The organism is Rhodococcus sp. NPDC003322, assembly GCF_053589555.1.
Map to the genome: position 1 here is coordinate 264472 of NZ_JBSFSC010000003.1, position 14560 is coordinate 279031.

The window sequence follows — 14560 nt, forward strand, 5'->3', positions numbered from 1 at the left end:
GGGCAATGCCCTCGGTCGGAGCCTCCCTCTTCTGGATAGCCCTGTGCGCGGTGATCGCGCCGCTGCTCGCGGGTCTGGTGCCGCGCAAGCTGGTGCCCGAGGTCGTGCTGCTGTTGATCGCGGGCATCGTCATCGGCCCGCACGTCCTCGATCTCGCGGTCCAGGGGCCGGAGATCGGGCTGCTGCGTGAACTCGGGCTGGGCATGCTGTTCCTGCTCGCCGGCTACGAGATCGACACCGACGAGCTGACCGGGCGGGGCGGACGCCGCGCGTTGGTCACCTGGCTGGTGTGTCTTGCGCTCGCGTTCACCGTGATCGGACTGCTCGGGATGGCCGAGGTGATCAATGCCGAGGTCGCGATCGCGATCGCGCTGACCTCGACCGCACTCGGCACGTTGCTCCCGATCCTCAAGGACAGCGGGGTGATCGACACCCGACTCGGGAAGACGGTGCTCAACCACGGCGCGGTCGGGGAACTCGGGCCGGTCGTCGCGATGGCGGTGCTGCTCGGCTCGCGCGGCACCGTCGGTTCGCTGATCGTGCTGGCGCTGTTCGCCGCTGCGGCGGTGGGCGTCGCGTTCATTCCGGCGACGGTGCGCCGTGAGGGCTCGAAGGTGCTCTCGATCATCCGCCTCGGGTCCGAGACGACAGCCCAGACCACGGTGCGGTTGACGATCCTGCTGCTGGTCTCGCTCGGGGCGCTGGCGAGTATCTTCGACGTGGACGGCATCCTGGCCGCGTTCGCCGCCGGCTTCATCCTCCGCCGGGCCTTCCCGCGCGGAGACGAGAAGCTCGAGGCCAAGCTCGACGGGTTGGCGTTCGGACTGCTCATCCCGATCTTCTTCGTCACCTCGGGCATGTCGATCGACGTGTCCGCGGTGGCAGCCCATCCCGGCGTCCTGGTGGCCTTCTTCCTGCTGATCCTGCTGGTGCGTGGGTTGCCGGTGTTCGTCGCGGAGCGCTTCGACCGGGGCGGCGACGGGACGCAGCAACCACCAACGGTCCGCGAGCGGGCCCGGGTGGCGCTGTACGCGGCGACGGGTCTGCCGCTGATCGTCGCGGTCACCGAGGTCGCGGTGAACGCGGGACAGATGACCACGGCGAACGCGTCGATCCTCGTCGCCGCCGGGGCGATCACCGTCCTCCTGCTGCCCACCGCCGCATCGCTTCTCGGCGGATCGAGACGGGACGCGGCCGCCGTGCCGCAACCCGCAGGCGAGACGAGCTGACCGGAGGGAGACGGCGGTCCGCGGTTTCGCCGTTGCAGCGCCCGCGGTCAGTCGAAGCCGCCGCCGCCCTGGGGCGCGGGGATCCGGACCACGCGGTCGTCGCTCGGAGCCGGGACGTCGCCACCGGACTTGTTCACCGTCGACACCCACACCTCGCTGTTCGCGCCGAGGGCGGCCCCGCCGAGTCGGCCGTACTTGTCCTGCGCGACAAGGGACGGTGCGGCCTGGGCGGCACCGGTGTGCGCGTCGAGCGGCAGCACCGCGAGGGCCTTGCCCGCCGACAGGGACACCGCGACGCCGCCGTCGACCGGGGTGCACCCGGCCACCCCGGGACGATCGGGCCAGGTCCACACCGGCATCCCGGTGGCGCCGTCGGCCGCGACCCGCTGCAGGCGGTCCTCGAGGACGGTCCGGTCGGTGATCCAGACGCCACCACGGGGGTCCGGGCAGACGTCGCCGGCGGTACCGATCCCGGACAGCACGATCTGGGGCATCGGCTGCACGGGCGCCGGTGTCAGGGCGGTCACCCGCAGGACCTTTCCGGCCAGCGATCCGGGATCGTTTGCCGCAGCGGGGTTCCCGGCATCGCCGGTGAGAACGGTCAACTCGCCGGGGGCGGTGAACAGGAGTGCGCCCGCATTCCCGCTCGCGCCGCGTGGAATGCCGGTGAGCACGTCCTTCGGGGTGTCGCCGGGGGCGATCCGCACCACCCGGTTGTCGCCACCGGTGGTGACGTACGCGTACAGCAGGTTGTCCTCGGTGTACGTGGGGGAGAGCGCGACGTCGAGCAGTCCGCCGTCGCCGGATCCGTCGACGGCGAGCCGGGCCACCTCCTGGACGGGTGTGCCGGGCGTCACCCGCAGGATCCGTCCGGTCCGACGCTCGGTCACCAGCACCGACTGTCCGCCGGGCAGCATCGTGACCGAACCGGTGGTGTCCAGGCAGGTGGCCACCACGGCCGGGTCGGGATCGGCGCAGGGCATCGGGGTGGCGGTCGGTGCGGCCGCACCCGGTGTCGGGGTGGGCGGTGCACTGGGCTCGCGGGGTCGGACCTCCCCGGCGGAGAAGGACGGTACCGGGGTGAACGGGCTGGACGCGCTGTCGTCGAAGCGTGCGCAGCCGGCGACGGCGACCGCGGCGAGGGTGGACAGCACCGCGGTGCGGTACGCCGCACGAGAGATCGCCATACCTGGCACGGTACGACAAACGTTGTCCCGCGCGCCGAACCGGTCGGTGGTCCTCACCCGTTCTACGCTGGGATTCGTGACCGACAACCCGCGACAGAACACGGACACCGAGAGCTTCGGCCGGTCCGCGTCCAGCCCGTTCGACCAGCCGACGGAACGGTTTCCGACCACCGACGACGACCTCGGGTTGATGCCGACCGAGCAGATTCCGACGTACTCCGGGGCCCGCATCCCGGACCCGGAGGACGACGTGGTGGCTCCCGCCATGCATCCGACCGAGGAACTGCGGACCGCCGACTCCTACGACCGCGAGCTGGCGGCCGCGCTGGCCGCGCCTGTCGCGGCACCCGAGGTGGTGGCCCCGACGCCGGCGCCGGTCACCCCACGAGGCACGCTCGACCTCGGGCTGCTCGTGCTGCGGGTGGCGGTGGGTGCGTTGGCGCTCGCGCACGGGCTGCAGAAACTGTTCGGCCTCTGGGGCGGGCCGGGTCTCGACGGTTTCGAGATGTATCTCGTCGACTCCGGTTATCAGCAGGCGAAGCTGCTGGCCACCGCCGGGGCGATCGGTGAGGTCGTGGCCGGTGGGTTCCTGATCCTCGGCCTGTTCACCCCGCTCGCCGCGGCCGGGTTGCTCGCCGTGCTGATCAACGCGTGGTGCGTCCGGCAGGCCGCCGAACCCGGACTGCAGTGGTTCGCGCCGGACGGTCCCGAACTCGAACTGCTCCTGGTGGCGATGCTGGTCGCGATCATCCTCGCCGGCCCGGGCCGGATCTCGGTCGAGGGACGGCGCAAGTGGGCCACCCGCCCGCACGTCGGGTCGTTCCTGGCTTTGGTGCTCGGCGTCGCGGGCGGTGTGTGCCTGTGGATCTTCCTGAACGGGGCGAATCCACTGGTCTGACCGGGCCGGGCGCGAACCCGAACGAACGGAAGCAGGCAGTCGATCGGATCGACTGCCTGCTTCCGTTGTTCTGTCTCGTGCCGTGGAGTTACGGGACCTGTCGGACCGCGCCCTTGTCCGCGGAGGTGGCCAGCGCCGCGTAGGCGCGCAGCGCGGTGGTCACGGTGCGCTGCCGGTCGACCGGCTGCCACGGGCGCTCGGACGCCTCCATCTTCGCCCGCCGCTCGGCGAGCACGCCGTCGTCGACGAGCACCTCGAGGGTGCGGGTCGCGACGTCGATCCGGATCTGGTCGCCGTTCTCGACGAGTCCGATCACGCCACCGGCCGCGGCCTCGGGGGAGATGTGGCCGATGGACAGGCCGGAGGTGCCGCCCGAGAAGCGGCCGTCGGTGATCAGCGCGCACACCTTGCCGAGACCGGCGCCCTTGAGGAATGCGGTCGGGTGCAGCATCTCCTGCATGCCGGGACCGCCCTTGGGGCCCTCGTAGCGGACCACGATCACGTCGCCCGGCTTGATCTGCTTCTGCAGGATCACCGAGACCGCCTCCTCCTGCGACTCGACGACGACCGCCGGGCCCTGGAAGGAGAAGAGGTCTTCGTCGATGCCCGCCGTCTTGAGGATCGCGCCGTCGACGGCGATGTTGCCGCGCAGCACGCAGAGGCCGCCCTCGACGGTGTAGGCGTGCTCGAGGTCGCGGATGCAGCCGCCCTCGGCGTCGGTGTCGAGCGCGCTCCACCGGTTGTCGGTCGAGAACGGCTCGGTGGTGCGGACGCCACCGGGCGCGGCGTGGAACAGTTCGAGCGCCTCGTCGGACGCATTGCCGGAGCGGATGTCCCAGGTGTCGAGCCACTCGTCGAAGCTCTTGGTGTGCACCGTGGAGACCTCGGTCTCCAGCAGGCCGGCGCGACGGAGCTCCCCGAGCAGGGCGGGGATGCCACCGGCGCGGTGCACGTCCTCCATGTGGTAGTCGGAGTTCGGGGAGACCTTCGACAGGCACGGCACGCGGCGGCTGATCTCGTCGATGGTGGACAGGTCGAAGTCGACCTCGCCCTCCTGCGCCGCGGCGAGGGTGTGCAGCACCGTGTTGGTGGAACCGCCCATCGCGACGTCGAGCGCCATTGCGTTGCGGAAGGCCTTGGGGGTGGCGATGTTCCGGGGCAGGACCGACTCGTCCTCGTCGCGGTAGTAGCGCAGCGCGGCCTCGACGACGGTGGTGCCGGCCTTGCTGAACAGCGCGCGGCGGGCCTCGTGAGTGGCCAGCGTCGAACCGTTGCCCGGCAGCGCGAGGCCGAGAGCCTCGGTGAGGCAGTTCATCGAGTTCGCGGTGAACATGCCCGAGCACGAACCGCACGTCGGGCACGCACTGCGCTCGACCTCGTCGAGGCCCTCCTCGGACACGGAGTCGTTGGCGCTCGCGGAGATCGCGGTGATCAGGTCGGTGGGAGCCTGCGCGACGCCTCCGACCACGACGGCCTTGCCGGCCTCCATCGGACCGCCGGAGACGAACACCGTCGGGATGTTCAGGCGCATCGCGGCATTGAGCATGCCGGGAGTGATCTTGTCGCAGTTGGAGATGCACACCAGCGCGTCGGCGGTGTGGGCGTTGACCATGTACTCGACCGAGTCGGCGATGATCTCGCGGCTCGGCAGCGAGTACAGCATGCCTCCGTGGCCCATCGCGATGCCGTCGTCGACGGCGATCGTGTGGAATTCGCGCGGGACACCGCCGGCGGCGCGGACGGCCTCGGCGACGATCTCGCCGACATTCTTGAGGTGCACGTGACCCGGGACGAACTGGGTGTAGGAGTTCGCGATCGCGACGATCGGCTTGCCGAAGTCGGAGTCCGTCATTCCGGTGGCACGCCACAGCGAGCGGGCTCCGGCAGCGTTGCGTCCGACAGTGGTGGTGCGTGACCTCAGCGGGGGCATGGGTGTCCTTCGCTCATCGGGGCGCGTCCGCCGGGCCGGTGGGCTGGGACCGTCGGGTGCGCCGTGAATCGTCGAACCCGACGTGCGGGGCTGTTTCGGACGGTCACAGGGGCTGTGCCCAGGAGGTCGACAGAGCCGAAGGACCGCCCGACCGACGTCGGGTGCTCGTCGTCAACGGTACGCGCGTGTTATTCGGTGTCCGGAGCCGACTCGGCCCCATGCTCCTCGGCGGCCTCGCGTTCGGCCCGCTCCTGCTCGCGCCGTTCGCGTTCGATGCGGTCGGCGACCGCGTACGGGTCGGTGACCCGGCCGCCGCTCGCCTCGGCGATCAGGGGGAGCCGACCGAAGGTGACCACCGGCAGTGTCTTCTCGGTGCCGTCGGTCAGTTCGGCGCGCGCCCAGCCGCTGCGCTTCGGGAACCGGATGCCCTTCACCTGGTCCCAGGTGATCACCTCGCTGCTGAACGGTCGGCGAACGTGCAGGCCGACGGTGTCGACGACGGTCCGGACGCGCAGCATCCAGTAGGCGACGGCGATCGGGATCAGCCACAGGACCGACACCCACGGCGGGCTGGGGAAGATCACGAAGCTCAACCCGAAGGCGAGCAGGAACACCCCGAGCAGGCCGAGGCTCGAGATCTGGATGGAATGCCGGACCGGCTCCGTCGCGGCGGCGGGCTCGGCGGCGGTGTGGGACGGCTCGCCGGTGTGGGAGGATGAGGGCGGTGGCACGGGCTGCGATGGGGACGACACAGCACCATCCTCGCATTGCGGCCGGCGCTTCTCACATTCTGGAACAGCTTGCTCAAAAAGTTGACTGTTCACCCTTGACGCGCCTACCTTCGATCGCGTGAAGCAGAATGAGTTGCTCGTAATCGGCCGGCGCGTCGTCGCCTGAGTCGATTCCACGTCAACTCGCAAAGCACGACGCGCCACCCTCGTACAGCAGACAATGCTGACGGGGGTTTTTTGTTGCCCGGAGTCAGCTCGAACCGTCAACGCCAGAGGAATCACCAGTGAGCGCACCAACCGCACGGCCGCAGCCCACGCCGCGCAAGACCGGGGCTCAGCCCGGCCCCACGGCGGCCGCACCCCAGCCCGGAACCCGACGCCAGGTCGCCCCCGAGCGGGTCACCGGCGCCCAGTCTGTCGTCCGCGCCCTCGAGGAGCTCGAGGTGGACACCGTGTTCGGTATTCCCGGCGGCGCGGTCCTCCCGGTCTACGACCCGCTCTTCGATTCGCAGAAGGTTCGGCACGTCCTCGTCCGGCACGAGCAGGGCGCCGGCCACGCGGCGACCGGCTACGCGCAGGCGACCGGCAAGGTCGGTGTCTGCATGGCCACCTCCGGTCCCGGTGCCACCAACCTGGTGACCCCCCTCGCGGACGCCCAGATGGACTCGGTCCCCGTCGTCGCGATCACCGGCCAGGTCGGTCGCGGCCTGATCGGCACCGACGCATTCCAGGAAGCCGACATCTCCGGCATCACCATGCCGATCACCAAGCACAACTTCCTGATCACCGACGGCATCGACATCCCGCGCATCATGGCCGAGGCGTTCTACCTGGCGTCCTCGGGACGTCCGGGTGCCGTCCTCGTCGACATCCCGAAGGACGTGCTGCAGGCGCAGACCACGTTCTCCTGGCCGCCGGAGATGCGGCTGCCCGGCTACCGCCCGGTGTCCAAGCCGCACGGCAAGCAGGTGCGTGAGGCGGCGCGGCTGATCGCGGAGTCCAAGTCGCCCGTGTTCTACGTCGGTGGCGGCGTCATCAAGGCCGAGGCCAGTGCGGAGCTGCTCGCGCTCGCGGAACTGACCGGCATCCCGGTGGTCACCACCCTGATGGCGCGTGGCGCGTTCCCCGACAGTCACCCGCTGCACTGCGGCATGCCCGGCATGCACGGCGCCGTCGCCGCCGTGGCCGCATTGCAGAAGTCGGACCTGCTGATCACCCTCGGTGCCCGCTTCGACGACCGGGTCACCGGCCAGCTCGACTCGTTCGCACCCGACGCCAAGGTCATCCACGCGGACATCGACCCCGCGGAGATCGGCAAGAACCGCTACGCGGACGTGCCGATCGTCGGTGACTGCAAGGAGGTCATCGTCGAGCTGATCGAGGCGATCCGCGCCGACCAGGCCACCGGCACCACCCTGGACCTGACCACGTGGTGGGAGTACCTCGACGGTCTCCGCAAGACCTACCCGCTGGCGTACGGCAAGCCGTCCGACGGCGCCCTCTCGCCCGAGTTCGTCATCGAGGCCGTCGGCCGGCTCGCCGGACCCGACGCCATCTACTGCGCCGGCGTCGGCCAGCACCAGATGTGGGCCGCGCAGTTCGTCAAGTACGAGAAGCCGCGCACCTGGCTCAACTCCGGCGGCCTCGGCACCATGGGTTACGCGGTCCCCGCCGCGATGGGCGCCAAGATGGGCATGCCGGACAGGGAAGTGTGGGCCATCGACGGCGACGGCTGCTTCCAGATGACCAACCAGGAGCTCGCGACCTGCGCGGTCGAGGGCGTGCCGATCAAGGTCGCGCTGATCAACAACGGCAACCTCGGCATGGTGCGGCAGTGGCAGACCCTCTTCTACGAGGAGCGCTACTCGAACACCAACCTGGGAACGCACGGCACGGTCCGGATCCCCGACTTCGTCAAGCTCGGTGAGGCCCTGGGCTGCCACTCCATCCGCGTCGAGCGTGAGGAGGACGTGGAGGCCGCGATCCGCGAGGCGCAGTCGATCAACGACAAGCCGGTCGTCATCGACTTCATCGTCGGCGCGGACGCCCAGGTGTGGCCGATGGTCGCCGCGGGCACCAGCAACGACGAGATCCAGGCGGCGCGGGGCTTCCGTCCGCTGTTCGACGACGACGAGGCCGCCGCCGAGCCTGCCGTCATCCACGAGGCCATGGAGCGCGAGCAGCGCTCCGGCGCCGCCGCTGCCACCGAAACGGAGGACACCAAGTGAGCACCAGTCACACCCTCAGCGTTCTCGTCGAGGACAAGCCGGGCGTGCTGGCGCGAGTCGCGGCGCTGTTCTCCCGGCGTGGGTTCAACATCGAGTCCCTCGCCGTCGGTGGCACCGAGCTGCCCGACATCTCGCGCATGACGATCGTCGTCACCGTCGACGAGTTCCCGCTCGAGCAGGTCACCAAGCAGCTGAACAAGCTCGTCAACGTCATCAAGATCGTCGAGCAGGAAGGCGAGGCTTCGGTCGCGCGGGAGCTCGTGCTGATCAAGGTGCGTGCCGACGCCAGCGTGCGCACCCAGGTCATCGAGACGGTGAACCTGTTCCGCGCCAAGGTGATCGACGTCTCGCCCGAGTCGCTCACCGTCGAGGCGACCGGCACCCGGTCCAAGCTCGACGCGCTGCTGCGGATGCTCGACCCGTACGGCATCAGGGAGATCGTCCAGTCCGGTGTCGTCGCCGTCGGACGTGGCCCGAAGTCGATCACGGCCACTCGCTAGCTAAGTTCTACATATTCACGCAAGGCTCTAACCAGAGGAGAGGTAATACCAGTGGCAGTCGAGATGTTCTACGACGATGACGCCGACCTGTCGATCATCCAGGGCCGCAAGGTCGCGGTGATCGGCTACGGCAGCCAGGGCCACGCGCACTCGCTGAGCCTGCGCGACTCCGGTGTCGACGTCCGCATCGGCCTCAAGGAGGGCTCGAAGTCCCGCGCGAAGGCCGAGGAGCAGGGCCTGACCGTCGGCACCCCGGCGGAGGTCTCGGAGTGGGCCGACGTGATCATGGTGCTCGCACCCGACACCGCGCAGGCGTCGATCTTCAAGAACGACATCGAGCCGAACCTCAAGGACGGCGACGCGCTGTTCTTCGGTCACGGCCTCAACATCCACTTCGACCTGATCAAGGCTCCGGAGTTCGTCACCGTCGGCATGGTCGCCCCGAAGGGCCCCGGCCACCTGGTGCGCCGCCAGTTCGTCGACGGCAAGGGCGTTCCGGCCCTGATCGCCGTCCACCAGGACCCGAAGGGTGAGGGCCAGGCCCTGGCTCTGTCCTACGCCAAGGGCATCGGCGGCACCCGCGCCGGCGTCATCAAGACCACGTTCAAGGAAGAGACCGAGACCGACCTCTTCGGCGAGCAGGCCGTGCTCTGCGGTGGCACCGAGGAGCTCGTCAAGACCGGCTTCGAGGTCATGGTCGAGGCCGGCTACGCGCCCGAGATGGCCTACTTCGAGGTGCTGCACGAGCTCAAGCTCATCGTCGACCTCATGTACGAGGGCGGCATCGCCCGCATGAACTACTCGGTCTCCGACACCGCCGAGTTCGGTGGCTACCTCTCCGGCCCGCGCGTCATCGACGCCGGCACCAAGGAGCGCATGAAGGAGATCCTGGCGGACATCCAGTCCGGCGAGTTCACCCGCCGCCTGGTCGCCAACGTCGAGAACGGCAACACCGAGCTCGAGGGCCTGCGCAAGGCGAACGCCGAGCACCCGATCGAGGTCACCGGCAAGAAGCTGCGCGACCTGATGAGCTGGGTCGATCGCCCGATCACCGAAACCGCTTAGGCGGCTGCGCCACCCGTGCGCTGATTTCACCCTTCACGGGTGAGAGCGCCGACGGCGCGAAGCGCATTTCGGGACCCGATGTCCCTCTCCGGCAGTGCACACTGTTCGGGAGGACATCGGGTCCTCGCGTTTTGCGAGGCGGTGGGCGCATGGCACGTGAATCGTTGTTGCGCACGTGGTTACCGGGCGTCGTGGTTGCCCGGAACTATGAGCGGTCCTGGCTGCGTTCCGACATCACCGCCGGTATCGCGCTGACCGCACTGCTGATCCCGGCCGGGATGGGTTATGCGCAGGCGGCAGGTCTGCCACCGGAGACCGGCCTGTACGCGACCATCGTGCCCCTCGTCGTCTACGCCCTGGTCGGTCCCTCCAAGATCCTGGTGCTCGGCCCCGACTCCTCACTCGCCCCGATCATCGGCGCGGCCGTCCTCCCGCTCGCTGCAGGAAGTCCGGACCGGGCTGTCGCCCTCGCGGGACTGCTCGCGATCCTCATGGGCACGATCCTGATCGTCGGCGGACTGCTCAAACTGGGCTTCGTCACCGACCTGCTGTCCAAACCGATCCGGCTCGGCTACCTCAACGGCATCGCGCTGGTCGTCGTCGTCAGCCAGATCCCGAAACTGCTCGGATTCTCCGTCGACGGGGTCAACCTGATCGACGAGATCCGGCAGACGGTGTCCGCGATCGTCGGAGGCGAGATCGACGGCCGAGCGGCGGCCATCGGTGTCGGCGGTATCGCGGTGATCCTGGCGTTCAAGCTGTTCCACAGTCGCATCCCCGGTGTGCTTGTCGCCGTGATCGGATCGATCGTGGTCGCATATCTGCTCGGCCTCGCCGACGAGATCCCGATGGCCGGCGCACTGCCACACGGTCTGCCCGCGCCCGCCCTCGGCGGCCTGCAGTGGTCGGACGTCGGCGAACTGATCGGGCCCGCAGCGGGAATCGCGCTCGTCGCATTCGCCGACACCGGCGTCCTGTCGCGGACGTTCGCGGCCCGCCGCGGCGAATCCGTGGACGGCAGTCACGAGATGCGGGCGATCGGGACCGCGAATGTCGCGAGCGGACTGCTCGGCGGGTTCCCGATGTCGGCGAGCTCCTCCCGAACGCCGGTCGCCGAACAGAACGGTGCCCGAACGCAGCTCGCCGGTGTGGTCGGGGCGGTCCTGATCGTGGTGTTCATCCTGGTCGCACCGCGTGTCACCGCCTACCTGCCGTCGGCTGCCCTTGCCGCCGTCGTGATCGTCGCTGCGACGTCGCTCGTCGACATCCGGAGCATTGTCGAGATGTGGCACATGAGCCGGGTCGAGACCGGCCTCGCGATCGCCGCGTTCCTCGGGGTCGCCCTCGTCGGGGTACTCGAGGGCATCCTCGTCGCGATCGCCCTGTCCTTCGTGTCGGTGGTGGTGCACGCGTGGCGTCCCTACCGGACCGAGCTGGTGGTGACGCCGGAGGTGGCCGGCTATCACGACATCAAGCGCTACCCGTCCGGTGCCCGGATCCCGGGATTGGCGATCGTGCGGTTCGACGCGCAACTGTTCTTCGCCAACGGCGCGATCTTCGACGACTACACCCGACGGGTCGTAGCCCGTGCGCCGGAGCCCGTCCAGTGGGTGGTCATCGCCGCCGAACCCATCACCGGTGTCGACACGACCGCGATGGACGAACTCGTCGAACTCGATCAGTACTTGTCCGGCAACGGGATTCAACTCGTATTCGCCGAAATGAAGGATCCGGTCAAGGACAAGCTGCGCGCGCTCGGACTGGGGGAGCGGTTCGGGACCGACCACTTCTATCCGACCATCGACACGGCGGTGGAGGCGTTCCGGAGCCGGTCGTGAACACTTCCGTCGGCGTCCACGATGTGGTATTGCCGACCCGCGGGGTGATATCGGGCCGTCCGGGCCACTAAGCTGTTCGGGTCACGAACTCGTGGGCGCCGATGGGGCCCGGTTCGCGGACGATCCGCCCAGACACCTAGCACAGGGAGTTCACTCGTGAGCCAGAATGGCCGCCCCGTTGTCCTGATCGCCGACAAGCTCGCACAATCGACCGTCGATGCGCTCGGAGACGGTGTCGAGGTGCGTTGGGTGGACGGCCCGGACCGTCCCGCCCTGCTGGCCGCCGTGCCGGAGGCCGACGCGCTGCTGGTGCGCTCCGCGACCACCGTCGACGGCGAGGTGCTCGCCGCCGCGACCAAGCTGAAGATCGTCGGCCGCGCCGGCGTCGGCCTCGACAACGTCGACATCCCGGCCGCGACCGAGCGTGGCGTGATGGTCGTCAACGCCCCCACCTCGAACATCCACTCCGCCGCCGAGCACGCCGTGTCGCTGCTGCTGTCGACCGCCCGCCAGATCCCGGCCGCCGACCGCACCCTGCGTGAGAAGACCTGGAAGCGGTCCAGCTTCAACGGCACCGAGATCCTCGGCAAGACCGTCGGCGTCGTCGGCCTCGGTCGCATCGGCCAGCTGTTCGCCCAGCGCCTCGCCGCGTTCGAGACCAACGTCATCGCGTACGACCCCTACCTGCCCGCCGCGCGCGCCGCGCAGCTCGGCATCGAACTGGTCGACATCGACGAGCTCGTCGAGCGCGCCGACTTCATCTCCGTGCACCTGCCGAAGACCAAGGAGACCGCCGGCCTGATCAACGCCGAGCGCCTCGCCAAGGCCAAGGACGGCGTCATCATCGTCAACGCCGCCCGCGGCGGCCTGATCGACGAGGACGCGCTCTACGACGCGCTCGTCGGCGGCAAGGTTCGCGCCGCCGGCCTCGACGTGTTCAACACCGAGCCGTGCACCGATTCCAAGCTGTTCGACCTCGACAACGTCGTCGTCACCCCGCACCTCGGCGCCTCCACCTCCGAGGCGCAGGACCGCGCAGGCACCGACGTCGCGAAGAGCGTCCTGCTGGCCCTGGCCGGCGAGTTCGTGCCCGACGCCGTCAACGTCTCCGGTGGCCCGGTCGGCGAAGAGGTCGCGCCGTGGCTCGAGCTGGTCCGCAAGCTCGGCCTGATCGCCGGCACGCTGTCCCCGGAAGCCGTGCAGAACGTGCAGGTCGTCGTCAGCGGTGAACTGTCCGCCGAGAACGTCGACATCCTCGGACTGGCGGCGCTGCGTGGTCTGTTCTCCGCGAGCAGCGACGAGGCCGTCACCTTCGTCAACGCCCCGCAGCTCGCCGAGCAGCGTGGGGTTGCGGTCGAGGTCGACAAGCACAGCGAGGCACTGACGCACCGCAGCGCCGTCGAGGTGCGCGCGGTCGCCGCGGACGGCACCGTCACCGCCGTTGCGGGCGCGCTGACCGGTCTCCAGCAGGTCGAGAAGATCGTCAACATCAACGGCCGCAGCTTCGACCTGCGCGCCGAGGGCCACAACATCGTGGTCCACTACGCGGATCGTCCGGGTGTGCTCGGTGTGCTCGGCACGGTGCTCGGCACCGCCGGCATCGACATCCAGGCCGCCGCGTTGAGCCAGGACGTCGAGGGCGAGGGCGCCACCGTCATCCTGCGTGTCGACCGTGTCGTCGGTGACGCCGAGGTCGCGCAGGTCGTGGAGAAGCTCGACGCCCGCGTCGCGCAGGTCGACCTGTCCTGATCCCCTCCATCTCCACCCGGTGGCCGCGATCGTCGACGACGGTCGCGGCCACCGTCGGATTCTCCCGCTGTCGGTTCTACGAGAAGAGAGTGTGTCCATGAAGCTTGCGGTCATCCCCGGTGACGGCATCGGTGTCGAGGTCACCGCAGAAGCGCTGAAGGTACTGCGGAAGCTGGTGCCCGACGTGGAGACCACCGAGTACGACCTCGGTGCCAAGCGCTACAACGAGACCGGCGAGCTGCTGCCCGAGGCGGAGCTCGCGGAGATCCGTCGGCACGACGCGATCCTGCTCGGTGCGATCGGTGACCCGCGCCTCGTCGGTCCGGGCATCCTCGAGCGGGGCCTGCTGCTGAACATGCGGTTCCTGCTCGACCACCACGTGAACCTGCGCCCGGCCCGCACCTACCCGGGCTCGAGCTCGCCGCTGGCGGCCAACCCGGACATCGACTTCGTCGTCGTCCGCGAGGGCACCGAGGGCCCGTACACCGGCAACGGCGGCTCGATCCGCGTCGGCACGCCGCAGGAAGTCGCGACCGAGGTGTCGGTCAACACCTGGTTCGGTGCCGAGCGTGTCGTCCGCTACGCCTTCGAGCTGGCGCAGACCCGGCGCAAGCACCTGACGCTGATCCACAAGACCAACGTGCTCTCGAACGCGGGCCGGATCTGGACCCGCGCCGTGGAGACCGTCGGCGCCGAGTTCCCCGACGTCGAGACGGCGTACTGCCACATCGACGCGGCCACGATCTACATGGTCACCGATCCCGCGCGCTTCGACGTGATCGTCACCGACAACCTGTTCGGCGACATCATCACCGACCTCGCCGGCGCGGTCACCGGTGGCATCGGTCTGGCCGCGAGCGGCAACATCGACGCCTCGGGCACCAACCCGTCGATGTTCGAGCCGGTTCACGGCTCCGCGCCGGACATCGCCGGTCAGGGCATCGCGGACCCGACCGCCGCGATCCTGTCCGTCGCGCTGCTGCTGCGTCACCTCGGCCGCGAGGACGACGCCGCTCGCATCGAGCGGGCCGTCGAGGCCGATCTCGCCGCGCGCGGTGACGCCCCGATCGTCACGGCCCTGGTCGGAGACCGGATCGCCGCCGCGCTCTGATCCACACGAGCACACGACACCGCCCGCGCACCGATCGGTGCGCGGGCGGTCTTGTCGGTCGGGGCGTCCTGCCTGCCCGCCCGCGTGAACGGAG

11 protein-coding genes are annotated in these 14560 nt (G+C 69.5%); 8 read left to right on the top strand and 3 right to left on the bottom strand.

Annotated features, from left to right (window positions below):
• Positions 1-5 precede the first annotated feature (5 nt).
• The gene (locus ACWDUM_RS13455; protein ID WP_450134367.1) at positions 6-1229 is read left to right on the top strand and encodes a cation:proton antiporter; all 1224 of its coding nucleotides are present in this window, start codon (positions 6-8) and stop codon (positions 1227-1229) included.
• Positions 1230-1276: 47 nt separating this feature from the next.
• Here the strand turns inward: ACWDUM_RS13455 and ACWDUM_RS13460 are convergent, their stop codons facing one another.
• Positions 1277-2416, bottom strand: coding sequence for a PQQ-dependent sugar dehydrogenase (locus tag ACWDUM_RS13460; protein ID WP_450134368.1), 1140 nt, complete (start codon positions 2414-2416; stop codon positions 1277-1279).
• A gap of 76 nt (positions 2417-2492) precedes the next feature.
• Here ACWDUM_RS13460 and ACWDUM_RS13465 point away from each other — a divergent pair, with 76 nt between their 5' ends.
• A complete protein-coding gene (locus ACWDUM_RS13465; protein ID WP_450112189.1) occupies positions 2493-3314 on the top strand; it encodes a DoxX family protein in 822 nt (273 codons plus the stop codon).
• An 88-nt stretch (positions 3315-3402) separates the two neighbouring features.
• On the opposite strand, the gene ilvD is transcribed toward ACWDUM_RS13465, so the two are convergent.
• Positions 3403-5244, bottom strand: a complete 1842-nt coding sequence (gene ilvD, locus ACWDUM_RS13470; RefSeq protein ID WP_450134369.1) for a dihydroxy-acid dehydratase — start codon at positions 5242-5244, stop codon at positions 3403-3405.
• A gap of 188 nt (positions 5245-5432) precedes the next feature.
• Positions 5433-5975 (bottom strand): PH domain-containing protein, encoded by a 543-nt coding sequence (locus tag ACWDUM_RS13475; RefSeq protein WP_450112191.1) that lies wholly within the window; start codon positions 5973-5975, stop codon positions 5433-5435.
• Positions 5976-6259: 284 nt separating this feature from the next.
• Between ACWDUM_RS13475 and ACWDUM_RS13480 the strand changes: the two genes are divergently transcribed.
• The 6 genes from ACWDUM_RS13480 to ACWDUM_RS13505 all read left to right on the top strand — a co-directional run bounded on the left by ACWDUM_RS13480 (position 6260) and on the right by ACWDUM_RS13505 (position 14466).
• Entirely contained in the window at positions 6260-8203 is a 1944-nt protein-coding gene (locus ACWDUM_RS13480; RefSeq protein WP_450112192.1) for an acetolactate synthase large subunit, read from the top strand.
• Positions 8200-8703, top strand: coding sequence for an acetolactate synthase small subunit (gene ilvN, locus ACWDUM_RS13485; protein WP_387469874.1), 504 nt, complete (start codon positions 8200-8202; stop codon positions 8701-8703). Before ACWDUM_RS13480 ends, ilvN begins: the two co-directional genes overlap by 4 nt.
• Before the next feature lie 63 nt (positions 8704-8766).
• Entirely contained in the window at positions 8767-9768 is a 1002-nt protein-coding gene (gene ilvC / locus ACWDUM_RS13490) for a ketol-acid reductoisomerase (RefSeq protein WP_450112251.1), read from the top strand.
• Between the two features lie 149 nt (positions 9769-9917).
• Positions 9918-11606 (top strand): SulP family inorganic anion transporter, encoded by a 1689-nt coding sequence (locus ACWDUM_RS13495; protein ID WP_450134370.1) that lies wholly within the window; start codon positions 9918-9920, stop codon positions 11604-11606.
• Between the two features lie 156 nt (positions 11607-11762).
• The gene (serA, locus tag ACWDUM_RS13500) at positions 11763-13355 is read left to right on the top strand and encodes a phosphoglycerate dehydrogenase (protein WP_450134371.1); all 1593 of its coding nucleotides are present in this window, start codon (positions 11763-11765) and stop codon (positions 13353-13355) included.
• Positions 13356-13452: 97 nt separating this feature from the next.
• Positions 13453-14466 carry a 3-isopropylmalate dehydrogenase gene (locus tag ACWDUM_RS13505; RefSeq protein WP_450112195.1) on the top strand — a complete coding sequence of 338 codons (1014 nt, stop codon included), beginning with the start codon at positions 13453-13455 and terminating at the stop codon, positions 14464-14466.
• Positions 14467-14560: the final 94 nt, after the last annotated feature.

What these genes read in the sequence shown, in the direction of transcription:
- ACWDUM_RS13455 (WP_450134367.1), top strand. Translation starts at nt 6, where the DNA reads ATGCCCTCGGTCGGAGCCTCCCTCTTCTGGATAGCCCTGTGCGCGGTG.
- ACWDUM_RS13495 (WP_450134370.1), top strand. Translation starts at nt 9,918, where the DNA reads ATGGCACGTGAATCGTTGTTGCGCACGTGGTTACCGGGCGTCGTGGTT.
- ilvC (WP_450112251.1), top strand. Translation starts at nt 8,767, where the DNA reads ATGTTCTACGACGATGACGCCGACCTGTCGATCATCCAGGGCCGCAAG.
- ACWDUM_RS13460 (WP_450134368.1), bottom strand. Translation starts at nt 2,416, where the DNA reads ATGGCGATCTCTCGTGCGGCGTACCGCACCGCGGTGCTGTCCACCCTC.
- ACWDUM_RS13505 (WP_450112195.1), top strand. Translation starts at nt 13,453, where the DNA reads ATGAAGCTTGCGGTCATCCCCGGTGACGGCATCGGTGTCGAGGTCACC.
- ilvD (WP_450134369.1), bottom strand. Translation starts at nt 5,244, where the DNA reads ATGCCCCCGCTGAGGTCACGCACCACCACTGTCGGACGCAACGCTGCC.